This window comes from Halomonas sp. H2 (assembly GCF_050215315.1).
Classification (GTDB): domain Bacteria; phylum Pseudomonadota; class Gammaproteobacteria; order Pseudomonadales; family Halomonadaceae; genus Vreelandella.
The window spans coordinates 1,474,002-1,500,546 of record NZ_CP189760.1 but is presented as its reverse complement, the minus strand read 5'-3'; the positions used below and the strand labels follow the sequence as shown (position 1 = coordinate 1,500,546).

Annotated in this window: 22 protein-coding genes; 3 read left to right on the top strand and 19 right to left on the bottom strand. The window is 55.4% G+C overall.

Annotated features, from left to right (window positions below; all coding sequences use genetic code 11):
• Positions 1-24 precede the first annotated feature (24 nt).
• Positions 25-1,266, bottom strand: a complete 1,242-nt coding sequence (locus ACQE2I_RS06875; RefSeq protein ID WP_427030755.1) for a lipoprotein-releasing ABC transporter permease subunit — start codon at positions 1,264-1,266, stop codon at positions 25-27.
• A 179-nt stretch (positions 1,267-1,445) separates the two neighbouring features.
• Here ACQE2I_RS06875 and ACQE2I_RS06870 point away from each other — a divergent pair, with 179 nt between their 5' ends.
• Positions 1,446-2,513, top strand: a complete 1,068-nt coding sequence (locus ACQE2I_RS06870; RefSeq protein ID WP_427030754.1) for an agmatine deiminase family protein — start codon at positions 1,446-1,448, stop codon at positions 2,511-2,513.
• 10 nt (positions 2,514-2,523) lie between these two features.
• A complete protein-coding gene (locus ACQE2I_RS06865) occupies positions 2,524-3,426 on the top strand; it encodes a carbon-nitrogen hydrolase (RefSeq protein ID WP_427030752.1) in 903 nt (300 codons plus the stop codon).
• Positions 3,427-3,513: 87 nt separating this feature from the next.
• On the opposite strand, the gene ACQE2I_RS06860 is transcribed toward ACQE2I_RS06865, so the two are convergent.
• The 4 genes from ACQE2I_RS06860 to ACQE2I_RS06845 form a co-directional block, all read right to left on the bottom strand.
• On the bottom strand, positions 3,514-4,470 hold the full coding sequence (locus ACQE2I_RS06860; RefSeq protein WP_427030751.1) for a Nudix family hydrolase: 957 nt from the start codon (positions 4,468-4,470) through the stop codon (positions 3,514-3,516).
• A 125-nt stretch (positions 4,471-4,595) separates the two neighbouring features.
• On the bottom strand, positions 4,596-5,825 hold the full coding sequence (gene argJ / locus ACQE2I_RS06855; protein ID WP_427030750.1) for a bifunctional glutamate N-acetyltransferase/amino-acid acetyltransferase ArgJ: 1,230 nt from the start codon (positions 5,823-5,825) through the stop codon (positions 4,596-4,598).
• Positions 5,826-5,880: 55 nt separating this feature from the next.
• Positions 5,881-8,613 carry a preprotein translocase subunit SecA gene (gene secA, locus ACQE2I_RS06850; protein ID WP_427030749.1) on the bottom strand — a complete coding sequence of 911 codons (2,733 nt, stop codon included), beginning with the start codon at positions 8,611-8,613 and terminating at the stop codon, positions 5,881-5,883.
• 91 nt (positions 8,614-8,704) lie between these two features.
• Positions 8,705-9,064: a hypothetical protein gene (locus ACQE2I_RS06845; RefSeq protein WP_427030748.1), complete on the bottom strand. Its 360-nt coding sequence runs from the start codon at positions 9,062-9,064 to the stop codon at positions 8,705-8,707.
• 112 nt (positions 9,065-9,176) lie between these two features.
• Between ACQE2I_RS06845 and ACQE2I_RS06840 the strand changes: the two genes are divergently transcribed.
• The gene (locus tag ACQE2I_RS06840) at positions 9,177-9,638 is read left to right on the top strand and encodes a DUF721 domain-containing protein (protein ID WP_427030746.1); all 462 of its coding nucleotides are present in this window, start codon (positions 9,177-9,179) and stop codon (positions 9,636-9,638) included.
• A gap of 149 nt (positions 9,639-9,787) precedes the next feature.
• On the opposite strand, the gene lpxC is transcribed toward ACQE2I_RS06840, so the two are convergent.
• The 14 genes from lpxC to ftsL form a co-directional block, all read right to left on the bottom strand.
• Complete coding sequence (gene lpxC / locus ACQE2I_RS06835) at positions 9,788-10,699, bottom strand: UDP-3-O-acyl-N-acetylglucosamine deacetylase (RefSeq protein WP_427030745.1); 912 nt, start codon at positions 10,697-10,699, stop codon at positions 9,788-9,790.
• Positions 10,700-10,834: 135 nt separating this feature from the next.
• The gene (gene ftsZ / locus ACQE2I_RS06830) at positions 10,835-12,013 is read right to left on the bottom strand and encodes a cell division protein FtsZ (RefSeq protein WP_427030743.1); all 1,179 of its coding nucleotides are present in this window, start codon (positions 12,011-12,013) and stop codon (positions 10,835-10,837) included.
• Between the two features lie 34 nt (positions 12,014-12,047).
• On the bottom strand, positions 12,048-13,337 hold the full coding sequence (gene ftsA / locus ACQE2I_RS06825) for a cell division protein FtsA (RefSeq protein WP_427030742.1): 1,290 nt from the start codon (positions 13,335-13,337) through the stop codon (positions 12,048-12,050).
• Between the two features lie 327 nt (positions 13,338-13,664).
• The gene (locus ACQE2I_RS06820; RefSeq protein ID WP_427030741.1) at positions 13,665-14,378 is read right to left on the bottom strand and encodes a cell division protein FtsQ/DivIB; all 714 of its coding nucleotides are present in this window, start codon (positions 14,376-14,378) and stop codon (positions 13,665-13,667) included.
• A gap of 24 nt (positions 14,379-14,402) precedes the next feature.
• Entirely contained in the window at positions 14,403-15,344 is a 942-nt protein-coding gene (locus ACQE2I_RS06815) for a D-alanine--D-alanine ligase (RefSeq protein ID WP_427030739.1), read from the bottom strand.
• The gene (murC, locus tag ACQE2I_RS06810) at positions 15,341-16,789 is read right to left on the bottom strand and encodes a UDP-N-acetylmuramate--L-alanine ligase (protein ID WP_427031401.1); all 1,449 of its coding nucleotides are present in this window, start codon (positions 16,787-16,789) and stop codon (positions 15,341-15,343) included. The genes ACQE2I_RS06815 and murC overlap by 4 nt, the downstream gene beginning before the upstream one ends.
• 17 nt (positions 16,790-16,806) lie before the next feature.
• Positions 16,807-17,904: an undecaprenyldiphospho-muramoylpentapeptide beta-N-acetylglucosaminyltransferase gene (murG, locus tag ACQE2I_RS06805; protein WP_427030738.1), complete on the bottom strand. Its 1,098-nt coding sequence runs from the start codon at positions 17,902-17,904 to the stop codon at positions 16,807-16,809.
• A 32-nt stretch (positions 17,905-17,936) separates the two neighbouring features.
• Positions 17,937-19,118, bottom strand: a complete 1,182-nt coding sequence (gene ftsW / locus ACQE2I_RS06800) for a putative lipid II flippase FtsW (protein WP_427030737.1) — start codon at positions 19,116-19,118, stop codon at positions 17,937-17,939.
• The gene (murD, locus tag ACQE2I_RS06795) at positions 19,115-20,506 is read right to left on the bottom strand and encodes a UDP-N-acetylmuramoyl-L-alanine--D-glutamate ligase (protein ID WP_427030736.1); all 1,392 of its coding nucleotides are present in this window, start codon (positions 20,504-20,506) and stop codon (positions 19,115-19,117) included. Before murD ends, ftsW begins: the two co-directional genes overlap by 4 nt.
• A gap of 33 nt (positions 20,507-20,539) precedes the next feature.
• Complete coding sequence (gene mraY / locus ACQE2I_RS06790; protein ID WP_427030735.1) at positions 20,540-21,622, bottom strand: phospho-N-acetylmuramoyl-pentapeptide-transferase; 1,083 nt, start codon at positions 21,620-21,622, stop codon at positions 20,540-20,542.
• Between the two features lie 9 nt (positions 21,623-21,631).
• The gene (locus tag ACQE2I_RS06785; protein WP_427030734.1) at positions 21,632-22,990 is read right to left on the bottom strand and encodes a UDP-N-acetylmuramoyl-tripeptide--D-alanyl-D-alanine ligase; all 1,359 of its coding nucleotides are present in this window, start codon (positions 22,988-22,990) and stop codon (positions 21,632-21,634) included.
• On the bottom strand, positions 22,990-24,483 hold the full coding sequence (locus ACQE2I_RS06780; RefSeq protein WP_427030733.1) for a UDP-N-acetylmuramoyl-L-alanyl-D-glutamate--2,6-diaminopimelate ligase: 1,494 nt from the start codon (positions 24,481-24,483) through the stop codon (positions 22,990-22,992). Before ACQE2I_RS06780 ends, ACQE2I_RS06785 begins: the two co-directional genes overlap by 1 nt.
• An 18-nt stretch (positions 24,484-24,501) precedes the next feature.
• Positions 24,502-26,208, bottom strand: a complete 1,707-nt coding sequence (locus tag ACQE2I_RS06775; RefSeq protein WP_427030731.1) for a peptidoglycan D,D-transpeptidase FtsI family protein — start codon at positions 26,206-26,208, stop codon at positions 24,502-24,504.
• The gene (gene ftsL / locus ACQE2I_RS06770) at positions 26,205-26,540 is read right to left on the bottom strand and encodes a cell division protein FtsL (RefSeq protein ID WP_427030730.1); all 336 of its coding nucleotides are present in this window, start codon (positions 26,538-26,540) and stop codon (positions 26,205-26,207) included. Before ftsL ends, ACQE2I_RS06775 begins: the two co-directional genes overlap by 4 nt.
• Positions 26,541-26,545 lie beyond the last annotated feature (5 nt).

Sequence of the window (26,545 nt, the reverse complement as noted above, 5' to 3'; positions counted from 1 at the left end):
TCTGGATTCTCACTTCGAAAACCGTTATTCATAGCGCAATACATCCGCTGGCTGCACCCGCGCCGCTCGCCAAGCAGGATACAGTGTGGACAGGAACGTTAAGCCGAAGGCGGCCAACACGATACGGATAACGTCGCTCCACTGTAGCTGTGAAGGTAGATCGCTAATGAAGTACACCCCGGCATCCAAAAACTGAATCCCCAGCGTTCCTTCAACCCAACCGATAAGGTCGGCAATGGTCAACGCCAGCAGCACACCGACGGCCACCCCGATCGCAATGCCGATCAGTCCAATGGCCATGCCTTGAACAATAAAAATGCCCATAATCGAGCTCGGTTTAGCACCAATCGTTCGTAGGATAGCGATATCCGCACGCTTATCGGTAACCACCATGACCAGAGTAGAGACAATATTAAACGCTGCAACGGCGATAATAACGGTTAACAGCAGCGCAATCATGCGCTTCTCCATCTGTATTGCCTGGAAAAGATTGCCTTGAGAGAGTGTCCAATCACTACCGCGATACTCCGGGCCGAGTTGATTAAGAATCGCCTGGGTTTCGCTGCTGGCGGCAAACAGATCATCCAACTCTAGGCGAAGCCCGCCCACCGCATCGCCAAGACGAGCAAGCGTTTGCATATCTTCAATATTGGCATAGGCCAAATTAGCGTCTAGCTCAGCACCGACGCTAAAAATACCGCTGACGGTAAAGCGCTTTAAGCGCGGAAAGACCCCCGCAGGGGTAATCGACGCCTCAGGTACCAGCAGCGTCACTCGATCACCCACGCCAACGCCCAGGTTGCGCGCCAGCATTGAGCCCAGCACCACATGCCACTCACCGGGCACCAGATCGGCCAGCTCACCTTGGCGCATATGTTCACCAATAATCGATACCCGGTCTTCCCAATCAGGGTTGATACCGTTGACCATGGCACCCTGATTGCGCCCTCCCACAGAGAACATGCCCTGCTGCTCAACGTAAGGTGCCGCGCCGATGACCCGCTCGCGCTGCATTAACTCTTCAGCTAACGACTCCCACTCCACCATGCCCACTCGTGACTCAATTTTAGCATGGGGCACCATACCTAAGATGCGCGTACGCAGCTCGTGGTCAAAGCCGTTCATCACCGACAGTACTAATATCAGTACGGCGACCCCCAGCATTAAGCCCAGCATTGAGGTGAGCGAAATAAACGAAATAAAATGGTTCCGGCGTTTAGCGCGCACGTAGCGCAGCCCCACCAGAAAAGGCAAACGATCAAGCATGGCGTCATTCCTTATTAATAAGCACTTATGGTACGGTTTTTTTAGTGTCTCTGCATGTTCAAACGGCCATTAGAGCGGCCAACACTGTTAGCGTTCAGATTAAAAACGTTACGCTTGCAAGTTGCAGCGTCACACCCTACATTGCGCCGATTTGCTGCTAACCGTGGGGCTGCGCTTTTATGACGTATCGTTTGCTACCCGAATGGTATCCCCAAGATGGGATACAACTGACCTGGCCACGCCCTGACGGCGATTGGGCGCCACTACTCGCTCGCATCGAAGCTACCTTCGAACGCATCGTAATTGCCACCGCGCGCTATCAGCGCGTGCTTATTTGTACACCCGACGAGCTCACTAAACAGCGCTTGGCCAACACTTTTAACGCCTATGGTGTACCCGCTGAACGCCTGCAGCTTATTGTCGCACCCACCGATGATACCTGGGCGCGGGACCATGGACCGATCAGCGTTATCGACGCGCAAGGGCAGTTGGGGATGCTTGACTACACCTTTACCGGCTGGGGCGGTAAGTTTCCCGCCGAGCGCGACAACCAGCTCACCCAATGGCTTGCTGATGCTGGCGTGTGGGCCTGCCCCGTGGCCGCGCGGGATTTAGTACTGGAGGGTGGCGGTATTGAAACCGATGGCGAAGGCACCCTGCTGACCACCGAGGCCTGCCTGCTTAACCCCAACCGCAATCCATCGCTCTCGCGTGCAGCGGTTGAAGCACAGCTCGCCCAAGATTTCGGCGTTGACCGCGTATTGTGGCTGGCTAACGGCCATTTAGAGGGCGATGACACTGACAGCCATATTGACACCCTGGCGCGCTTTTGCGATCCAACCACCATTGCCTATGTGCGTTGCGATGACCCCAGCGACCCGCACTACTCGGCTTTGGCCGCCATGGAGCAGGAGCTGCAGGCGTTCCGCCAGCGTAACGGCGAACCTTACCGGCTTATCGCCCTGCCCTGGCCCCAGCCCAGCTTTGACCCGGAAGATGGCCATCGCCTGCCCGCCACCTACGCTAATTTCCTGATTATTAATCAGGCCGTTTTAGTACCTACCTACGGCGACCCGGCGGACATCTTAGCGCTGCAAGCATTGGCGCTGGCATTTCCCGAGCACACGCTGATCCCCATTGAGTGCGTCAGTGTTATTCGCCAGCACGGTAGCCTGCACTGTTTAACCATGCAGTTGCCCCAGGGCACGTTAGCGGCTGCCAATCACTCGCGCATCAAGCTTGAATAAAGGAGCCATTATGTCGAACACACTAACCGTGGGGGTGGTGCAGCAGCCCGCCTGGCCTGATAAGGCCCAAAGCTTGGCAGTCAGTGAAGAGGGTATTCGCAATGCGGTGAAACAAGGCGCTCAACTGGTACTGCTGCAGGAACTGCACGCCACCCACTACTTCTGCCAGTTTGAGGATCCGGCCCTGTTTGATCTAGCGGAGCCGCTTGACGGCCCTACCGGCCAGCGATTGGCCGCGCTCGCTAAAGAGCTGGATATTGTATTGGTCGGGTCGCTGTTTGAGCGCCGCGCACCGGGGCTGTATCACAATACAGCGGTGGTCTATGACCGCGCTAAAGGGCGGGTTGGGCAGTATCGCAAAATGCACATCCCCGATGACCCTGGGTTTTATGAGAAGTTTTACTTCACACCGGGTGATCACGACAGTGCTCGTGCAGAGGGCTTTACGCCCATCGACACCTCGGTGGGTCGCCTGGGGGTGTTGGTCTGCTGGGATCAGTGGTATCCCGAAGCTGCTCGCCTAATGGCGCTGGCCGGCGCCGATTTACTGCTCTACCCCACCGCTATTGGCTGGGATCCCAACGATGACAGCGCTGAAAAACTCCGCCAAAAAGATGCCTGGACGGTGATCCAGCGCGCCCATGGCGTAGCCAATGGTTTACCCGTACTGGTAGCTAACCGGGTGGGTTTTGAGGCCGATCACTCTGGGGTCGGCGATGGCATTCAGTTTTGGGGCGGTAGTTTTGTCTGTGGGCCGCAGGGTGAGCTATTAGCTCATGCAGGCGAAGAGACGCAACAGCTAGTCGTTCAGCTAGATATGGCGCGCAGTGAAAACACCCGCCGTATCTGGCCTTATCTGCGCGATCGTCGAGTAGATGCCTATAGCGACTTAACCCGCCGCTACCGCGACTAAGAAACCCGCGGTTGCTGGCTAAAAAAAAACGCCTGCCTTGGATAATACCCCAGGCAGGCGTTTTTGATTATAGGTTGATTAGCTTAGTTATTTCCAGAAATCGCGGATTGAAGCGATGCCCTGTGCACCTACGGCGCGGGCATGATTGGCATCAAAGCGGGTCATGCCACCGAGTGCGAATACTGGCATGCCTGCACGCTCAACCAGTTGCTGGAAATCGTGCCAGCCGAGCGGGAGCACTTCAGGGTGCGACGGCGTGGTGCGCAGTGGTGAAAGGCTGACGAAATCGCAGCCTAATACCGCTGCCTGGGTAAGCTGCTTTTGGTTGTGTGTTGACGCCGACAGCCACTTGTCTTCGGCAATTGGACGGCGCTCAAGCTGCATTAAACGCTCGCTGGCCAAATGAATACCATCGGCATCAATGTGATCAAGCAGCGCTGGCTCACCATTCAACAGTAGCCGCGCGCCATGCTCACGACACATGCTTAGCGCTCGCTGGGCACGCGCAAGGTAAGCGGCCTCGTCCAGCCGCTTAGCACGTAGTTGCACCAAGCGAATATTGTCTTCACGCAGCGCCCGCTCCAAAAATGCATCAAAGCGTGCCTCATCGGCCTCTTCACCGGTGATTAGATACTCGGTGGGTAATCTTACCGCACGCAAAATCGGCAAATTAGCCGCCGGGAAGGGGTAGTTAGAGAGCTCGCTCATAGGTACCCAGCGCACCGCCTGCCCTTCACGGCCAAACGGCTCACCAGCAAACTCGTGCACCTGCCAGACATCAAGCAGGATATGCTTGTCGGGATACTCGTGATGAACGCGGATCAACGGCTGGGCGCAGACAATTTCTAAGCCCAATTCTTCGTGCAGTTCACGCTTCAACCCCTCAAGGCCGGTTTCATAAGGAGCCAGCTTGCCGCCTGGAAACTCCCACAGTCCGCCATGATCAACGTTCGACGGCCGACGAGCGATAAGTACCTGCTGTTGATCGGCGCTAATAATCGCAGCCGCCGCGACATGCACCCGCCGTTTTACCTTTATGCTCATATACTCATCCACTCACTACGTCTTTATTCACTGTGTGCACACCGATATTGATGACGCCGGTGCCATCTCGCTGCGTATGTTCTTTACTGCTGCCAGTTAAATGCTCCGCTGAGGGGAAAGACTGACTAGCTGCGGTAATCCGCGTTGATAGACACATAGTCATGGGAAAGGTCGGAGGTCCACACTGTGGCGCTCTCTTCACCGCGTCCCAAGTTAATGCGAATGGTAATGTCTGACTGCGCCATCACGGCGCTACCCGCTGCTTCGGTATAACCAGCGGCACGCCCGCCATGCTCGACTAAACGCACGTCACCCAGCTCAATCACCACGCGATTAACGTCAAAGTCACTCACGGGCGCTCGGCCAACGGCTGCCAAAATACGCCCCCAGTTAGCATCTGACGCGTAGAGCGCGGTTTTAACCAGCGGAGAGTGGGCAACGGTGAAAGCGACATCAAGCGCTTCTTGACGACTGTTTGCTTCGCCCACCTGAAGGGTGACGAGCTTAGTCGCCCCTTCGCCATCGCGAATAATCGCTTGCGCAAGCTCGGTCATCACCTGCTGCAAAGCATGACGAAAAATCGACACCTGCTCTTCATCAACTATCTGCGGGCCAGTGCCAGTCGCCGCTATCATGCAGGCGTCATTGGTCGAGGTGTCGCTGTCCACGGTAATGCAGTTAAACGAGCGGTCCACGGTTTCCCGCAATAGGCGATCTAGAAGCGGCGCCTCGATAGCCGCATCGGTGACCACAAACCCCAGCATGGTCGCCATGTTGGGTTTGATCATGCCTGACCCTTTAGCGATGCCGTTAATCGTCACCGCCTGGTCGCCAATGTCCAACGTAACGGTTGCGCCTTTGGCACGGGTATCCGTGGTTAATATACCCTGCCCTGCGTGCTGCCAAGCTGCGCCGTCGCAGGTCAGAGTTTCAAGCGCAGGGGCCAGCCCCGCCAATAGTCGCTCCATCGGTAGCGGCTCGCCAATCACGCCGGTTGAGAACGGCAACACGTCGTGTTCGTTTACCCCGGCCTGCTTGGCAAGCTCGGCACAGCTTGCGCGCGCATCGCGCAAGCCTGCTTCTCCCGTGCCCGCGTTGGCATTGCCGGTATTGATCAGCCAAAATCGCGGTGAACGGCTATCAGCACGGCACTGCTCAAGGTGCTGCTTTGCCACTACCACCGGCGCGGCGCAAAACGCATTTTGGGTAAACACACCCGACACGGTGGCCGTTTCGGGCAGCTCAATGACCACCATATCGCGACGGTTAGGCTTCTTGATGCCTGCCATTGCTACCCCCAGACGCACCCCGTTAAGGGGCGGCATGTCTGGAAAAGACGTATTTCCTACCGCCATATGTTTCTCCTTTTGGCAGACGCTATCTCAGCCACTGTTTCAGAAACGAACACCGTTAACTTAGTTTTCCACAGCACTGCTTGTACTTTTTACCCGAGCCACAAATACACGGATCATTACGGCCAACCTTCGGCCCTTCGCGGCGTACCGGACGGCCATCAATGCTGGGCGCTTCCTCGGGGGTGCCAGGCTGCTCGTCGGTAGGTTCGTCGTGGCGGCTGGCAGCCGTAGCGGTTTCACGCTCCAACGCTTCACGGCGCTGACGCTCCAAGGCGTCGACTTCCTCGGGCTGACGTACTTGAACGTGGCTTAGAATACGCGTTACATCGGCCTTAATATGTTCGAGCAGCTGTTGGAAGAGCGTAAAGGATTCACGCTTGTACTCTTGCTTGGGATTTTTCTGGGCATAGCCGCGCAGGTGGATACCGCGACGCAGATGATCCATCGACTGCAGGTGCTCTTTCCAGCGCGTATCCAGTACTTGTAGCATTACCTGCTTTTCAAAACGGCGGATCAGCTTCTCACCGGCAGCTTCAATTTTAGCTGCATAGGCCTCGCGATGCATGTTTTGCAGCCGCTCGCGCAATTGCTCCTCGCTGAAACGGTCATCCTCAGCGGCCCACTGAACGACAGGGGCATCAAGGTTAAATTCCGTTTTAAGGTGCGCTTCCAAACCGGGCAAATCCCACTGCTCGGGCAGGCTCTGAGGCGGCACGTAGTCGCTGATCGCCGTTTCCATGACCTCTTCACGGATACCGATAACGGCCTCCGCAACGTCGTCCGCAGCCAGAATCTCATTGCGCTGGTCGTAGATCACCCGGCGCTGGTCGTTGGCAACGTCATCATACTCAAGCAGCTGCTTACGAATATCGAAGTTACGCCCTTCGACCTTCTTCTGGGCACGCTCAACAGCGTTAGAGACCATCTTATGCTCGATGGCTTCGCCATGCTCAAGCCCCAATGCCTGCATCAGGCGTTTGACGCGATCAGAGCCAAATAGGCGCATCAGGCTATCTTCAAGCGACAGGAAGAAGCGCGTTGAACCTGGGTCACCTTGGCGACCGGCACGGCCCCGCAGCTGGTTATCAATACGCCGGGATTCGTGGCGCTCAGAGCCCACTACGTGCAAGCCGCCAGCGGCCAACACGCCATCGTGACGCGCTTGCCACTCGGCTTTGAGATCATCAACCTGCGCTTGAGTGGGGTTTTGCAGCTTCGCGGCTTCGGCTTCCCAGTTGCCCCCCAGAACGATATCGGTACCGCGACCGGCCATGTTAGTGGCGATAGTGATCGCCCCTGGACGACCGGCCTGGGCAATGATTTCGGCTTCGCTCTGGTGCTGCTTGGCATTGAGCACGTTAAACGCTAGCCCAGACTCGCGCATCAAGTTGGCAAGGTACTCGGACGTCTCAATGGACGCGGTGCCCACCAAGACCGGTCGGCCAGCTTCCGTTTCAGCTCTGACATCCTTGATGATCGCTTCGTATTTCTCTTCAGCGCTCAAATAAACCAAATCATTCAAGTCTTTACGTGCCAGCGGGCGATTGGTTGGAATAACCACCACGTCAAGGCCGTAAATTTGCCGAAACTCGAAGGCTTCGGTATCTGCCGTGCCGGTCATCCCCGCTAACTTCTCATACAGGCGGAAATAGTTCTGGAAGGTGGTGGAAGCGAGCGTTTGGCTTTCACGCTGCACCGTAACGCCCTCTTTGGCTTCAACGGCTTGGTGTAAGCCTTCCGACCAGCGACGCCCCGGCATTGAGCGACCGGTATGCTCGTCAACGATGACGACTTGACCTTCGGAGACGATATAGTCAACGTCGCGGTTGTAGAGATAGCGGGCGCGTAGGGCCGAGTGCATATGCTGAAGCAAGTTGAGATTTTGTGCGGCATAAAGCGATTCATCATCGCCCAACAAGCCTTCAGCACGCATCAGCTCCTCAACTTTATTATGCCCTTGCTCGGTCAGTTCAACCTGCTTCTGCTTCTCATCAACTAAGAAGTCACCGACGACCGTGGCCTCTTCATCTTCAACCTCTTCACCCTTCTCAAGCTGCTGGGCAAGTTGGTTAACGACTTTATACAGATCGGTATTTTCATCGACCGCGCCTGAAATAATCAGCGGCGTACGCGCTTCATCGATAAGAATCGAGTCAACCTCATCGACAATCGCATAATGCAGGCCACGCTGGACTTTATCCTCTAACGAGAACGCCATGTTATCGCGTAAATAATCGAAGCCGAACTCGTTATTAGTGCCATAAGTGATATCGCACTGGTAGGCATGGCGCTTCTCTTCACCACTTTGCCCAGAGAAGATAACGCCAATGGTCAGGCCTAGAAACTCATACAGCGGGCGCATCCACTCGGCATCGCGCCGGGCCAAATAGTCGTTCACCGTGACCACGTGCACGCCTTTAGCCGGCAGCGCATTCAGGTACACCGCCAGCGTCGCGACCAGCGTTTTACCCTCACCGGTTTTCATCTCCGCAATACGGCCACGGTGCAGCGTCATGCCGCCCACCATCTGTACATCAAAATGACGCATGCTCATGACCCGCTTACTGGCTTCACGAACAATCGCAAAAGCGGGCGTTAGCAGCGCATCTAGCGATTCACCTGACGCTAGGCGCTCGCGTAGCTCTGCCGTTTTACCCTGCAGCTCAGCATCGCTAATGGCCTCAAACTCTGCTTCTAATGCGTTAACCTGCGGCACATTTTTGTGCATGCGTTTAACATCGCGGTCATTTTTAGAGCCCACGACTTTACGTAATAAATTATTAAGCATGAAATATCCAAATATTCACGAGCGACCCAGCGAGCCTCGCCCTAATTCTTCAAGCCCTTTTCCCAAAAAAGAGAAGGGCAAAGTAGGTGTATTAGTTAACTCGATGGAAAGGGGGGCCGCGCTGGGTCAAAACATCGCGCGCTGCGACCAGTATGGTCATTGGAGGCAGCCAATTATATAGGCGCCTTGCTGGCGCAAATCGCCGTGGGTGTTGTGCAAAGCGGCGTAGCGCACGCCGCCTTTTGGCAATCCAGTTCGACTGAGCGCGTAAAATCGCAGGTACCCAGAAACAGATTGTGACGCCACGTTCACCGCTGCGGAAAGCATCCGCAGGGCCTAAACTAGCGGGTAAGAGGCAACTCACTAGCAAACCGGCCAGCCACCAACGTGCAATACCGTAGCGACGCTGGCGCCGCGGCAAAGCAGATTGAATATCAAGCGTGGATGACATGCTGTAGACCGGCTCCTGGGCGTGGTAATATCGGCTAATAGTTGGCTCGGCAAAAGCGCCGACATCCTCATTAGCGGTACCCTAGGATAGCGGTACCCTAGGAATTAAGCATATGAGTATAAAGGTTAAGCGTTCTCGCGCACAGCCCATCGCCCGCTTGCTCTCAAAGTCCGGCGATATTAATCAGTTAATGCGCCTGTCTCGCTTAATCGACCAGGCGCAACGGCATCTGCGCGCTCACTTGCCCGAAGAGATGCGTGAACATATTTTTGTCGGCGGTTTTCGCGAAGGTCGTTTAACCCTTATTAGTGGCCAAGCAGCTTGGCTAACGTGGCTACGCTTCGAACAGCGTCGCTTGCTAGAGCTACTTCACCAATTGCCCGGCTTTGAAGGCGTAAACGGGTTTACGTTTAAAGTACGCCCCGTGCGCCCTATTGTGGCCCCGCCGCGCAATACCCGCAGCCTTTCAGCAGATGCAGGCAAAACACTTGCTGAGTGCGCTGAGGATACGACCAACCCCACGTTAAAGCGTGCGCTTGAACGGCTGGCGTCACACGCACGCCCCCATGAGTAATCAACAAATTTGCAGTGCCGCTAAATCATCCGCCGCTTAAAACGCATAAAGCACCGCTTTAGCGATGCTTTATTGAGGTAATTCCTGACAACCTTGCCTTTACCAAGGGACCTTATCAGCAGTGAAGCGCGATAAAGACGGTTAGGCCGTTACGCCATGGCAGGTGCAGCGTAAGAGATGGGCGCCACCGCCTTATCTTCTTCAAACGTGACAATTTCGTAAGCGTCGGGCTGCGCCATTAATTCACGGCACAGCTGGTTGTTAAGCGCATGGCCTGATTTAACACCACGGAACTCGCCAATTAAGCTACAACCTAGCAGGTATAAGTCACCGATGGCATCGAGCACTTTATGCTTAACAAATTCATCTTCGTAACGCAGACCGCCTTCATTAACGATACGGTAGTCGTCTACTACGATAGCGTTATCGAGACTGCCGCCAAGCGCCAAATTGTTTGAGCGTAAAAACTCAAGATCACGCATAAAACCAAAGGTACGCGCGCGCGCGACTTCTTTTACGAATGACGTGGTCGAAAAATCAATCAGCGCCGTCTGTTTCTGCTGTTCAAACACCGGGTGGTCGAAGTCAATGGCAAAAGAGACTTTGAATCCTTGATGAGGCAAGAAAACAGCTTCTTTATCGCCATCGGTAACCGCCACACGATGCTTAATGCGGATAAATTTCTTTGCTGCATCCTGCTCTAAAATACCCGCAGACTGAATCAAAAACACAAATGGGCTCGCGCTGCCGTCCATAATAGGGACTTCAGGCTCGCTAACGTCCACATAAGCGTTATCAATACCCAGCCCAGCAAAAGCTGACATCAGGTGCTCAACGGTCGCTACTTTAACCCCTTCATATGAGAGCGCGGTGCATAACGTAGTGTCTTCCACCAATTCTGCACGGGCTGGCACATGAACAACGGGTTCCAGATCGGTTCTAACAAACACAATCCCTGTATTGGCCGGCGCCGGACGCAAAGCCAAATGGACTTTTTTGCCAGAATGCAGGCCCACGCCGGTGGCGCGAATGACATTTTGTAGGGTGCGTTGTCTGATCATAGGTAGTAATCGAGCTCTGATGACGGTGATTGCCGCAGGAAAAAGTTATCAAACAGTGTTCACTTTAACAGCAAGCAAGCGTTTTAGCCAATAAAACGCTTGCTTGCCGCGAAAGTGAGTCTGATAAAAAAGGAATCAATCCGCCTGGCGACGTAGAAACGCGGGGATATCCAGGTAATCGTCGGCTTCACTAGCGCGACGATTGTCAGGACGTGGCTTAGCGGCAGCTTCAGGTGCTTCAGCGCGCGCTGTCGCTTGCTGACGCATTACCGTCGGCTGCTGAAGTTTGCGGTAGTCAGATGAAGATTCCGCAGCGGATCGACGTGCTGGCTCGCGCGCTGCCGTTTTGGGTTTTTGCCCATCCAAGCCCGCGGCAACAACGGTAACACGCAGCTCGTCGGACATTTCCATGTCAATGGAGGTACCCACTACAATAGTGGCATCTGACGATGCAAACTCTTGCACAGTGGCGCCCACATCGTTGAACTCGCCAATTGACAGATCGGGACCAGCCGTAATGTTGACCAGAATACCGCGCGCGCCATGCAGGTCGATATCTTCCAGCAGCGGACTACGAATAGCTTTCTCAGCCGCTTCACGGGCACGATTCTCGCCTGTCGCCCCACCGGTGCCCATCATCGCCATGCCCATTTCCGACATAACGGTACGTACATCGGCAAAATCGACGTTGATAATACCCGGGCTGGTAATTAGTTCAGCAATACCCTGGACAGCACCCAGCAGCACATCGTTCGCGGCACTAAAGGCCGTTAACAGCGTGGCGCTTTTACCCAGCACTGAGAGCAGTTTTTCGTTGGGGATAGTGATCAACGAATCGACGTGCTCGGAGAGCTCTTTCATGCCCTCTTCAGCAGCGCGCATACGCTTCGGCCCTTCAAACGGGAAGGGGCGGGTCACAACCGCAACGGTAAGAATACCGAGTTCTTTAGCAACCTGTGCAACCACAGGTGCACCACCGGTGCCAGTACCACCACCCATACCGGCAGTGATAAACACCATATCGGCGCCTGCCAGCAATTCGGCAATGCGCTCGCGGTCTTCCATCGCCGCCTGACGCCCTACTTCGGGATTGGCACCTGCGCCCAATCCCTTAGTAATTTCACTGCCCAACTGCAATACGGTTTTTGCCGACACGCGCTTGAGCGCCTGGGCATCCGTGTTAGCGCAGATAAACTCAACGCCTTCAATATTGCTTTCGACCATGTGGTTTACAGCATTGCCGCCACCGCCGCCAACACCGACCACTTTGATGACCGCACTGCTCGAGGGTGCGTTATCTACCAATTCGAACATAAGCCCCGTCTCCTGAACCGCGATTGCGGCCCTGTCAGAAATTTCCTTTGAACCAGCCTTTAATTCTTGCCAGCGCCGAATGGTCTTCCTTGATATCACGTCGGGCAAGTTCGTTGCGGCCCTTATGAGCGGCAACAACTCCCCCGTGGCTTCTTAGGCCTTGCCCATGACGCGCTTCCTGCAAGGCATAATGCAGCAGACCAACGCCCGTCGCATAAATAGGATTATGCACGACATCCGCCAAACCTCTTACGTTTTGCGGACATGCGATGCGCACGGGCATATGGAAAATCTCTTCCGCCAATTCGCTAACACCTTCCATGCGCGCGGTACCGCCAGTAAGCACTATTCCAGCAGCGACCATGTCTTCATAGCCGCTGCGGCGCAATTCATCCCTTATTAGCGTAAACAACTCTTCGTAACGCGGCTCTACCACTTCAGCAAGTGCTTGACGCGATAGGTCACGCGCAGGACGATCACCTACGCTAGGTACTTTAATCATTTCATCACTTGCCGCTAAATGCGTTAACGCACAAGCGTATTTAACTTTAATCTCTTCAGCATGCTGCGTTGGTGTGCGCAGCGCCATGGCAATATCGTTAGTCACCTGATCGCCTGCAATAGGAATAACCGCCGTATGGCGAATAGCCCCTTCGCTGAAAATAGCCATATCAGTGGTACCACCACCCACATCCACCATGCAAACACCCAGTTCACGCTCGTCTTCGGTCAGCACCGCCATACTTGAGGCTAGCTGTTCCAAAATAATAGCGTCAACTTCTAAACCACAGCGGCGCACGCACTTTTCGATATTTTGCACTGCGTTTAAGGCGGCAGTTACTAAGTGCACCTGTGCCTCTAAACGCACACCGGACATTCCCAGTGGCTCACGGATGCCGCCTTGGGCATCAATTGAGAACTCTTGAGGCAGCACATGCAGCACTCGCTGTCCTTCTGAAATAGCGCGGGCGCGTGCAGAATCAATAACACGCTCGATATCAGAAGGTGTCACTTCACGCTCTTTTATGGCAACAACACCATCAGAGTTCATTGAGCTAATATGACTACCAGCCACGCCAACATAAACCGAGTGAATATCGCAGCCAGCCATCAACTCGGCTTCTTCAACCGCTCGTTGGATAGACTGCACCGTTGACTCAATATTGATTACCACACCGCGTTTCATACCACGCGAAGGGTGAGAGCCAATACCGGCAATTTCAATTCCGCCATCATCGGTAGGTTGACCGACTATCGCGACGACCTTGGACGTTCCAATGTCCAGCCCGACCACCATATTGGATGCGTTGGGTGAGCCTGCCATGAGTCGGGAAATCTCCTTGCGTCATTTTTTTAAAAGTGAATATAAATAAGGGAGCGCTTTATCCAACACTTAACATTGAAAGCATACAACCCGAAATAACCAGTGCTGTTTAAGACACTCTTTCGCTGACACTTACTAAGTACAAATAGTCGAAATTAAACACCATTTAATCAGCGTCTGGCCCATAGTATAGAAACAATAGCCACAATACGACTAGCACAGATACACAATAATAGGCTTTGATAGCAATTTAAAGCCGAATATTGGCTTTTTCAGCGTTGGCAACCACTCACTTTTACACCTTATTTGCAGCGAGTAATAGCTCCGTTACTCATCTTGCACCGTAAATTCACTTTCTCCATGCCACGCAACGGCAACACCGTTAGGGTAACGCAGGTCTATATAGCGAATCTGCTCGCCGAGAAGATACAACTCGCGCTGCCATGAAGCCGACAAGCGGGCTAAGCGCACTTCATGTTGGCGCCGGCCTAACATCACCCAAGCGCCATCATTTAACTGTAGCCGCCAAGCACCGCGCGGCTCTAAGCGCAGCTGGGTTAAATCAAGCGATAACTGTTCGAAATGAGGTTTAAGACGGTGATAGTAATCCAATACCTCTTCGCTACTACCGGCAGGACCAGCTAAATCAGGCAACCCAGCAGGTGGTGTTAACGGCGCAAAAGCAAATGGTTCGCCTGCTGAGTTAACTAAGAAATCATCATTCCAGCGTGCTACCGGCTGTTGCTCAATAAGCTCAAACACCAGCGCATTAGGCCACTCACGTGAAATACGCACTTCGTGCAACCAACCAACCTGCAGCGCGCGATCACGCAACTCACCCAGATCAGCCGATAGCCAAGTGGCGTCAACGACCAGTGGCGCAAGCTGGGTGCGTAAATAGTCGGCACTGACATACTCCCACTCGCCGCGAATAGACACCCGTTCAATTGGGCGGTCTAACCACAGCCAAAGCGCACGCCCACCAGCTCCCATGAGCAGTGCCAGCAGAATAATCCCCAGCCAAGCGTTACGCCTTTTCATAACGCACTCTTAATAGCGCACTCTTCATGACGTTAACTGCCCGCCTGCGGTTTGCAGAATATTAACCACCAAGTCATCAAACGGCATACCAGCATGCGCCGCCGCCTGGGGCACCAAGCTGTGATCGGTCATGCCGGGCACCGTATTAACTTCTAATAACCAAAAGCGCCCTTCACTATCGCGCATGACATCAACCCGTCCCCAACCTACCCCACCAATCGCCGTAAATGCCTGCTGGCAGAGGGTGCCGAGTGTTGCTTCTTGTTCAGCAGTGAGACCACAAGGTAGGTGGTATTGGGTGGTATTAGCGATGTATTTCGCTTCGTAGTCGTAAAACCCACCCGGCACTTCGACGCGAATAGCAGGCAACACCTGATTACCCAATAGCGCAACGGTGTACTCCTCACCAACAACGAAACGCTCCGCCATTACCCGCGCATCAAACTGGGCTGCCTCGTGGTACGCCGCCTCAAGTGCCGCCTGGCTTTTCACGATGCTAATACCCAGCGTTGAGCCCTCATGCACGGGTTTCACAATCAGCGGCAAGCCAAGCTGAGCCACCACGCTAGACCAGTCAGCGTCCGCATCCAGCATAATACTTTCCGGCGTGGGCAAGCCTACGGCGCTCCACACCTGCTTGGTGCGCTGCTTGTCCATCCCCAGCGCAGAAGCAAGCACTCCGCTGCCGGTGTAAGGAATATCGAGCAACTCTAGCGCCCCCTGCAGGGTGCCGTCTTCGCCGCCGCGGCCGTGCAGGGCAACAAACACTACCGAGGGAGCCAGTTGCTCCAAACCGACCAAGCCATTGTCACGAGGGTCATAGCCACAGGCGTTTACGCCTTTACGCTGAAGCGCCTCAAGCACCGCCGTTCCGCTTTTGAGCGATACCTCGCGCTCAGCAGAGGTACCACCGTAGACAACGACGACTTTCTCTGATGGTTGGGTTGATGCTACTTCCGCGCTCACAGCTCCACCTCGCTCATTGCTAACTTCGCCTGGGCTAAGCGCAGGGAAATCCCCCCTACATCGCCAGCGCCCTGGGTAATAAAAATATCGCCGGGACGTAATACATTGGTTAATAGCGCGGGAAGCTCATGCTTATACTCAACAAATAGCGGGTCTACTTCGCCGCGCTGACGAATTGATCCTGCCAATGTTCTGCCCTCTGCACCGGGAATAACCGTTTCGCCAGCGCTGTAAACATCCAGCAACACTAGCGTATCGACTTGAGAAAGCACGCGGACAAAGTCTTCGTATAGATCGCGAGTACGGCTATAGCGATGCGGCTGGTAGAGCATTACCAGGCGCCGCTCGGGCCAGCCCGCACGAATAGCCTGGATGACCATGTCAACTTCCCGCGGGTGGTGACCATAGTCATCCACCAACATGATCTCGCCATCCCCTTTGGGCGCGGGAAAATGGCCATGCACCTGAAAACGGCGGCCAACGCCTGCAAAGCCCGCCAAGCCGCTTAAAATAGCACTATCGCTAACACCCGCATCAGAGGCAACCACAATCGCCGCCATGGCGTTTAAGGCGTTGTGCCTGCCTGGCATCGCTAAACGCACCTTTAGCGGAGCAACGTTACCTGGCCGCAATGCGGTAAACGAGACTTCTCCGCCTCGCTGGGTAAAATCAACAATGCGATAATCGGCGTCGTTATCAAAGCCATAGGTGACGAACTGACGCTTAACCTGTTCACACAGCACACGCACGTGAGGGTCATCAATGCACAGCACCGCCAAACCATAGAACGGCAGATTGTGCAGAAACTCGATAAAGGTGCTTTTCAAGCGTTCAAAATCACCGCCGTAGGTCGCCATATGATCAGCGTCAATATTGGTAACAATTGATACCATCGGCTGTAAGTGCAAAAACGAGGCGTCAGACTCATCGGCTTCAGCCACTAAGTAGTCGCCCTCGCCCAAGCGCGCATTGGCCCCTGCACTGGTCAGTTTGCCGCCAATGACAAAGGTAGGATCCAAGCCACCTTCTGCCAACAGGGTTGCCGTCAAGCTGGTCGTGGTGGTTTTACCATGGGTGCCTGCCACGGCGATTCCATGGCGAAAACGCATCAATTCTGCCAGCATTTCAGCCCGGCGCACTACCGGCACCCGATGCTCATGGGCCCAGCGTATTTCAGGATTGGTTTCATCAATAGCACTTGAAACCACTACTACGTCGGCGTTTTCCACGTTAGCTTCGGCATGCCCGATCGCTACACAGACACCGCACTGGCGCAGGCGCTCCACGACGGCAGAGACTTTCATATCACTACCGCTAACGGTGTAGCCCTGGTTAGCCAGCACCTCTGCGATACCGCACATCCCCGCGCCGCCAATACCGACAAAGTGAATTCGACGAATTCGACGCATGCCTGGGCCAACGGTAGTGACACGCGAGGGGGTCATAGTTTGGTCTGAATCAGTCACGCAGAGTCTCCTAACGGCACCATCGCCAAACACCCTTCAGCTAAGCGCTCGGTCGCATCTAAATGTGCGGCTTGGCGAGCTTTCGCCGCCATCGCAGCTAGGGTGTTAGGGACGAGCAATTGATTTAAAAATTCGCTTAAACGCTCAACGGTCAGCTCCGACTGCACCACGCATTTCGCGGCACCCGCCTTGACCAATACCTGTGCATTGACACGCTGATGATCATCGACAGCAAAGGGGAAAGGCACCAGCAGTGCGGGTTTGGCTGCCGCGGCCAACTCCGCCACGGTGAGTGCCCCTGAGCGGCATACCACTAAGTCGGCCCACGCGTAGGCGGCGGCCATATCATCAATAAACGGGCTAACTTCAGCACTTACGCCATGCTGCTGATAATTTTCGGCAGTGGTCGCATCACGATCTTTGCCTGCCTGGTGGCGCACCTCTGGGCGCTGCTCAACAGACAGGGCAGCAAGTGCTGGCGCCAAACGCTCGTTAAGCGCCACAGCGCCAAGCGAGCCCCCGACCACTAGTAAGCGAAGAGGTCGGTTCGAGAGCGTCTCCACACTCTTCGGCGTACTCCCCAAGGCGGCGATGTCATCACGTACAGGGTTACCGATCACTTCCGCGCGCGAGCCAAATGCCTCGGGAAAAGCGGCAAACGTACGCTTGGCTAGCCGAGATAAAACGCGATTAGTCAGGCCAGCCACGGCATTTTGTTCATGGATAATCAACGGAATCCGTGACAGCCACGCAGCTAACCCGCCGGGGCCACTGGCAAACCCGCCTAGCCCCACCACCACCTGCGGTTTGAAATCGCGAATAACTGCCCGCGCCTGTAACATCGCCTGACTAAGCTTCAGCGGTGCTTTGAGCCAGCCCGCCAAACCGTTGCCGCGTAGCCCGCTAACCGCAATGGTGTGTAGGGTAATACCCGCCTCGGGCACTAGCCGATTTTCAATCCCTCGGGGGCTACCCAGCCATTCAACATCAACCTGCTGGGCCTGCAATGCTTTGGCGAGCGAAAGCGCTGGAAATACATGACCACCGGTTCCACCCGCCATAATAAGTATCCGACGCCGTGCGTTAGTCGTCACATCAAACTCCTGGTAACACTGTTGGTATAGCGTTACGTCAAATGCGGCTCATGGCGCGATTTATAGGGGGTGGATGCCCGCTTGGGTCGCTGACGTGTTTCGGCATCCGTGCGCAGCAGCAGTCCCACCATGACACCAGTGACCAACAGACTAGAGCCACCGTAGCTCATTAGCGGCAGCGTCAATCCTTTGGTCGGCAGTAGGCCGGAGCTAACCGCCATATTGATGAACGCCTGAGCGGCGAAAACAAAACCAATGCCATAGCTTACGTAGGCGCCAAACAGATGCCCAGCAAGCTCAGCCTTGCGCCCAATCCACATAGCACGGGCAATAAATAGGGTGAATAGCAGCACAACGATAATTGCCCCGATCATGCCTAGCTCTTCAGCGATCACTGCAAAGATAAAGTCGGTATGCGCTTCGGGTAAATAGTGCAGCTTTTGTACACTGTTACCCAAGCCGGTGCCTGTCACATGCCCCCGACCAAAGGCAATCAGCGCTTGGGTCAACTGATACCCCGTTGCAAACTGATCCGCCCAGGGGTCTAGAAAGCTGGTCCAGCGGGCCAGCCGGTAGGGCTCAATCACCACCATCATTACTGCGCCAGAGCCGAGCAGCGCGCCACTACCTATCAGTAGAATTAACGAGGCGCCGCACATCATTAGCATACCGATGACACAAACGGTGAATACCACCATACCGCCAAAATCAGGCGCTAAGAAAAGCAGCCCGGCAGGTACCGCAAGCACGGCAAGAGGGCGCCACATGCTGAATGCTCGGCGACGCAGGTCATAAGTAAAACGTGACATAAAGGCCGCCATGTAGAAAATTAACCCAATCTTGGCAAATTCCGAGACCTGTAAACTAGGCAGTGGTCCCGGCAGCGCTATCCAGCGCTTACTGCCATTAATCTCCTGACCTATGATCAGCACCAGAACCAGTAGAAAAATACTTGCCAGTAGCACCAGCGCCGCATTTTGGCGCCAAAGTTCAAGAGGAACGCAGAGCATAAAGACACAGGCAATAATAGCTAGTAGCAGGAAGACACCGTGCTGGCGCGAATAGTGGTAGGTGTCTTCCAGCAAGCCAATCGACGCCGAGCTCACCATTACCCACCCCAAGCCAGCTATGGCAACCGCCGCGACGATCAGCCATACATCGCAGGGCAGATCGCGCGTGGTGAGAACATTACGTAGACGCTGAATGCGGCTCATACTTTTGCCTCGGCTGTTTGCTGTGCCATGTGTTCCACCCAGCGACGAAACACTTCGCCGCGCTCATGGTAATTGGCAAACTGGTCTAAGCTGGCACAGGCGGGTGACAGCAACACGCAGTCCCCCGGCTGAGCGAGCTGATAGGCTACCTGCATGGCTTGCGTTAAATCCTCTACCTGCTGAATACTAACGTGTTCAATTAATGCGTCGGCTAGCCGTGGGGCATCTAAACCAAATAACAGCACGAGCCGCGCGCACCTCGAAAGAGGCTCGGCCAAGGGGGTAAAGTCCGCCCCTTTGCCAACGCCACCCGCCAATAACACCAACCGCCCCTGCAGCGTAGCGCCAATGCCATTAATCGCCGCGAGCGTGGCGCCCACGTTGGTGCCTTTAGTGTCATTGACCCAGGAGACGCCGTTAATTTGCGCAATCACTTCACTACGGTGTGGCAAGCCTTTAAATTCGCGTAGTGCGCTACACATCGGCGCGGCGGCAAACCCTAGCGCTTGGCCCATTGCCAGCGCCGCTAACGCATTTAAATAGTTGTGCTGGCCGACCATTGTTAACTCATCAACGGCTAGCCAAGGCGTTGTGCCCTGCATTAACGTCCATTTATCGAGATGCAGCGCCAGCCCCCACTCTTTCTCAGCCGTGGGTGCTTGCGAAGAGAAGTGGGTAAGCTGCGCAACTGGCTGCTCAGGCCATGTGAGGGATTCACTGGCATTAGCGACTGCGTGCTGAGCACCGATAAAAATGCGCTGCTTGGCGGTGCGATAGCCGTGCATATCGCCATGTCGATCCAAGTGATCTTCACTTAAATTCAAGAAAGCCGCACAGCGTGCGCCCAGCTTAGGAGTTGTCTCAAGCTGAAAGCTGGAAAGTTCAAGAATGTAGAGCTTTGCGTCGGGGTGGTTGGCTAATAGATCCAGCGCAGGTGTACCCAGGTTGCCGCCAACAGCGGCATCAACACCGGCGGCTGCGGCCATATCGCCCAGCAGGGTCGTCACCGTCGATTTCGCATTTGAGCCGGTGATCGCCGCGACAGGGGCCTTCGCAGCACGCACAAACAGGGCGATCTCGCCCACCACCATAGGCTCGCCTGACTGCGGATTAAGCTGATCAGCCAGCTCTGTTAAACCCGGCATACGCGGGTCAAGCCCGGGGCTAACGACCACCTCGGTTACATCGGTAAGATCCAGTGCCGTCAGCGAACCACAGTAAATATCAATACCGGGATGTGCGGCACTAAAATCGTCCAGGCCAGGCGGCTCGGCACGCGTGTCTGCCACCATATAGGGCACATTTAAACGGCTTAAATGGCGACAAATCGCACGGCCAGACACCCCCAACCCGACGACCAGCGTTAAACCTTTAGCGACTCGATCCATCACAGGCTCCCTCTCGCAGCATACCCACATGCGTTAACGAATTTTGAGCGTTGCGAGGCCGAGCAGCACCAGCACCACGGTAATAATCCAAAAGCGCACGATTACCCGCGGCTCTGGCCAGCCTTTTAATTCATAGTGGTGATGCAAAGGCGCCATACGGAAGATGCGTCGCCCAGTGAGCTTGTAGGAGCTCACTTGGAGAATCACCGACACCGTCTCCATGACGAAAATGCCGCCCATAATAAATAGCACGATCTCCTGACGCACAATTACCGCCACCACGCCTAGCGCGGCGCCTAACGCCAGGGCGCCAACATCGCCCATAAAAACTTGAGCGGGGTAAGTGTTAAACCACAGAAATCCCAGCCCGGCCCCGGCGATAGTCGCGCAGAAAATCGCCAACTCGCCGGTGCCGGCGATAAAGGGAATGTGGAGATACGTGGCAAAAACCGTATTACCGCTCGCGTAGGCAAATACCGACAAGCCCATGGCTACCAGCACCGTGGGCATAATTGCCAGGCCATCAAGACCATCGGTCAAATTAACTGCGTTCGAACTGCCCACGATCACAAAATACGTTAGTACGATATAAAACACGCCCAGCGGCAGCGCGACTTCTTTGAAAAGCGGTACTAATAGACTGGTTTCGACGGGTGACGAGGCCGTTAAGTAGAGCAGCACAGCCGCGCCAAGACCAACGACCGATTGCCAAAAATATTTCCACTTTGCCGGTAAACCACGCGGATTTTTCTCAACCACCTTGCGGTAGTCATCGACCCAGCCAATGGCGCCAAAGCCTACGGTTACGCCCAGCACCACCCAGATATAAAGGTTGGTTAAGTCACCCCAGAGCAAGGTACTAATGGCAATAGCCAATATAATCATCGCCCCACCCATGGTGGGTGTACCTGCTTTTGACAGATGGGACTGAGGGCCATCGTCACGCACCGACTGACCGATTTGGCCTTCAACCAGGCGCCGGATCATCCATGGCCCCAACCACAGACACAGCAGCAAGGAAGTCAGCGCGCCTAAAATCACACGCAGCGTTAAATAGTTAACGACCTGAAAATCAGTTTGGTACTGGGACAGAAAATTCGCCAAGTGAAGTAACATGAACGGCGTTTACCCTATTTCATCCGAACGCAGTGCGTTGACGACATGTTCCATGCCCGCACTGCGCGACCCTTTCACCAACAAGGTGGTGTCAGGCGGCAAGTTATTAGTGACATGACGCGTGAGCGTCTCGTGATCGTTAAAATGCAGCCCACGACCAAAGGCTTCGCTGGCCGCGCGAGCACCCTCACCCAGCGTCAGCAGCTCATCGATACCAAGCTTGGCAGCGTAGCGACCAATATCCGCGTGTAACGCTGCAGCCTCGCTACCCAGTTCGCCCATCGCCCCTAGCGCGCACCAGCGTGGCGCTGGGAAGCTCGCCAATGTATCCAGGGCGGCTTTGACCGCCCCCGGGTTGGCATTATAAGTATCATCAAGCACGTTGGCGCCGCGTAAACCGGGCACCACGGTTAGTCGACCCGCTAACGCCTGTAACGTTTCCAGCCGCGCGATAACCTGCTCTGCCGTCACGCCCAAGGCTAATGCCGCAGCGGCGGCGGCCAAGGCATTACTGACATTATGCTTACCCAATAGCGGCAAACGCACGTCGCCTAGCGCTTGGCCATGCTGCAATAGCGTGAAAGCATACCGCCCTTGAGGATTGCAGGAAAGCGCTGAGGCACTTACATCGGCCTGCGGGTGAAAGCCAAAACTCACGACTCGTCTTGGGGCCGCACGAGAGGCCCAGAAAGAGTAGTAGTGATCATCACGGTTCAATATCGCCGTACCCTGCTCGCTCAGCCCGCCAAGTAGTTCACTTTTCGCCTGGGCGATCTGCCCCATACCGCCAAACTCGCCCACATGAGCGCCTGTTACATTGGTAATAATCGCAACATCAGGCTGTGCCAGTGGTGCCGTCCAGGCAATCTCGCCTAAATGGTTCGCGCCAAGCTCTATCACAGCGGCTTTATGCTGCTGACTCAATCTCAATAAGGTCAGCGGCGCGCCAAAATCGTTGTTCAGATTACCCTGCGTGGCTAACACCTCACCCAACGGAGTCAACAGTGAGGCGCACATCTCTTTTACCGTGGTTTTACCGCTATTACCGGTGACTGCCACCACAGCACCCTGCCAGGCACGCCGGTGTGCCCCGGCCAATAACCCTAAAGCCAGCCGCGTATCGGGGCATACCAATTGCGGTAAGGCGCTCGCCACAGGCGCTTCGACCAGCGCTGCCGCAGCGCCAAACTCGTGGGCGCGTCCGACAAACTCATGGCCATCAAAGTTAGGGCCTTTTAAGGCAATAAACAGGCAGCCAGGTTCGACTTTACGGCTATCGGTGACGATCGTACTGACCGACAAATGGGCATTCTGAAGCGGCGCGTCGATGCTTAACGCGGCAGCGACCTGACCAAGTGTCCAGGCCATTAGTGGGCTCTCCGCACAGTAAATGCCCGCTGGATCTCTTCACTATCGGTATAGGCGTGGCGCACCCCTTTCATTTCCTGATACGCCTCGTGCCCTTTGCCAGCGATCAATACCACGTCCTGGCTGGCCGCTTGACCAATGGCCGCCGCGACAGCCTCGTGACGATCAGCAATTTCAATGGGTTGCGCGGTGCCTGAAAAACCTGACAATATTTGCAGCCGAATTTGCTCGGCAGGCTCATGACGCGGGTTGTCATCGGTGACCACGACATGATCCGCTAACTGCTCGGCAGCACTGGCCATTTCGGCCCGCTTACCGGTATCACGCTCACCACCACAGCCAAACACGCACCACAGCTTGCCAGCATCGCCCAGGTGAGCGCGCAACGCTTGCAGCGCGCTGCGCAGGGCATCCGGCGTATGGGCATAATCCACCACTACGCTGGGCACATCGGCATCCCCGTAAAGCTCCATACGGCCAGGTACCGGCGCCAGCGACGTAGCGGCAGTAAAGAGCGCATCAAGAGGCTCGCCCAAGCCATAGAGCACAGCCATTGCCAACAGCACGTTATCTAGATTAAAGCGACCCATTAGATTTAGGCTGAGCATTTTCTCACCATCGGGGGTCGCAATCATTGCCTGCTGGCCCTGCTCAAACGGCTGCCAATCCATTACCCGCAGCGTAACGGCTTCGTCTCGACCCGTCGCTAGCACGCGCACACTGCTGTCGCAGCCAGCGAGCATTAAGCGCGCCAACGGATCATCGCCGTTCACTACCGCCAACTTGAGCTCCGAACGCCGAAAAAGCTTTGCTTTCGCAGCGGCATAAGCCGCCATACTGCCGTGATAATCAAGATGATCGCGAGTCAGATTGGTAAACACCCCCACGCCCACATTGACCGCCGCCAAGCGCTGCTGATCTAACGCGTGGGAAGAGGCTTCCAAAGCAATCCGCTTCACCCCCTGGCGCGCCAACTCCCCCAGCGTTGCCTGCAGCGCCAGCGGCCCTGGTGTGGTTAAGCCGCTATCGCTCAACTCCCCAGAGCGCCCGACACCCAGAGTGCCGACGAGGCCCGCCGGGGTTCCCAGCGCCTCGCTGAGAGCGGCAATATAATGCGTGACCGAGCTTTTACCGTTGGTACCGGTGACGCCAATCACCTCCAAGTCCCGCGGCACCTTAAACAGTGCTCGCCCCAGCTCACCCAAGCGCATCGAGAGATGCGGCAAACTCAGCACTCGCCCCTCGAGCGGTACATCGCTGTGCGCCCCTTGCGCCAAGACAAGCGCGGCGCCAGCCTCTAATGCCGGCTCGATAAAGTCACGACCATCACTTTGACTACCCGGCACAGCCACAAAGATGTCACCCGCTTGGAGCTTGCGGGAATCCATTTCAATGCGCACCTGGCCTGAAAACTCGGGCAGATCCGCAGGCAGTGGTGAGTCGGGCCAAACTTGCTTGAGCGCCGTCAACACATCGCTTGGACTCAGCGTCATGCAATCTCCTTAAAAAAACTACTCTGCATCGTGATCTGGCGGAACGTCCAACAAGCGTAAAGCATTCCCTGTCACACTGGAAAATACCGGCGCGGCGACAGCGCCACCGTAAAACTCGCCCGCTTTGGGGTGATCAATCATTACTACCGTGACAATTCGTGGGTCTGAAATCGGCGCAATCCCGGTAAAAACACTGCGGTAAGCGTCCTTAGAATACCCTTGCTGGTTAGTTTTCCGCACCGTGCCTGTTTTACCGCCAACGCGATACCCTTCAACCCGCGCTCTTCGGCCACCGGTATACGCTGCTACCGACGTTTCAAGAACACCCAGCAGGTCATTGGCTACCGTAGACGACATCGCAGGAATACCTTGCGGCGGCTCAGAAAGGCGCAGCAAAGAGGGGGGCAAACGCATACCATCATTGGCGAGCGCCGTATAAGCGCTAGCCAATTGAACCGCGGTAACAGACAGGCCATAACCATACGAGAGGGCCGCCCGCTCACTGCGCGACCAGCGCACAGGCGCTGGCAGGCTACCCGTTGATTCACCCGGGAACCCGGTGCCCGGCGCTTGACCCAAGCCTAACTGGTTATATTTTTCCCAAATCGCGGTATCGCTGAGCTGTAGCGCTAAGCGTGACATACCGATATTAGAGGACTTTTCCAAAATTCCGGCCAAATCCAGCTCACCATAATCACGAAAATCGCGAATGGTAAACTGATCAAGGCGCATCCAACCAGGTGACGTGTCTACCACTACATCCCGATCAACCACACCGCTTTCCAAAACAGCCGCCATCGCGAGTGGCTTCATCACCGAACCAGGCTCGAACACATCGACTAGCGCTTGGTTGCGTAACCCACGCGGGTCTAACCCCGCGCGATTATTGGGGTTGTAAGAGGGCAAGTTGGCTATCGCCAGCACTTCGCCTGAGCGCGCATCCATCATCACCAGCACGCCGCCGTCAGCTTCGTTCTCGGCAACGGCCGCTCGCAGCTCACGATAGGCCATATACTGAATACGCTGGTCAATCGCTAAGGTAAGCTCACCACCCGGCTGGGCCTCGTTGATAACCCCAAGCTCTCGCACCAGGCGCCCGCGGCGATCTTTGATCACCCGGCGCTGCCCGGGATGGCCAGCTAAGTAGGGCTGGTAAGAGAGCTCTAAGCCTTCTTGGCCGACATCATCAACATTGGTCACCCCAAGCAACTGGGCGGCAACTTCCCCGGCGGGATAGTAGCGCTTGTATTCACGCTGTTGGTAAACGCCTGGCGTGCGCAAATCGAGAATCTGCTGGGCTACTGCAGGCGTCAATTGGCGGCGCAGGTACATAAACTCATGATCGCTAAAGCGCTCAACACGCGCCTCAAACTCATCCAGCGACATACCCAGCGCTTGGGCCAGTACAATGCGCTGAATGGCGTCTTCGGGTAGCTCTTGAGGATTAGCCCAGATCGTCACCACCGGCGTTGAAATAGCCAGCGGCTCACCATTACGGTCGGTAATCATGCCACGGTGGGCGGGGATAGTTTCATGGCGCAAGGTACGCGCATCGCCCTGGCTTTGCAGAAAGGGGCGATCAATCACCTGTAGAAGCGTAATGCGGCCAATCAAGATAGCGGATGCCAAACCAATCGCCAGCACAATAAACACAAACCGTCCGCCTCCCAAGGGGGGCGCGATAGGTTGTTGACGCGAGGAGCCACCACGGCGCGAGCTGCTCATGGACGAATTACCTCAACGTCGTTGACATCGGGAATACGCATACCCAGACGCTGTGTGGCAATTTGCTCGACACGCGCGGGCGTCGACCATGCACCCTCTTCTAGCAGTAGCTGGCCCCACTCCGTTTGCAGCTGATTCTCTTCTTGCTCTAGCTGTTGCAACTGAGCAAATTGGACGCGCGTCATATGGGTGGTGATGACCACGCCCAAACCAGAGGCCATGCAGACTAAAAACAGCAGGCTAATCACCACCGGCCAGACACGCAGGCGCAGCTTAAACGGCCATTCGGTGCTTAGCGTGGCTACCCATTGCTCAATCCGATCCATGCTCATGTGTA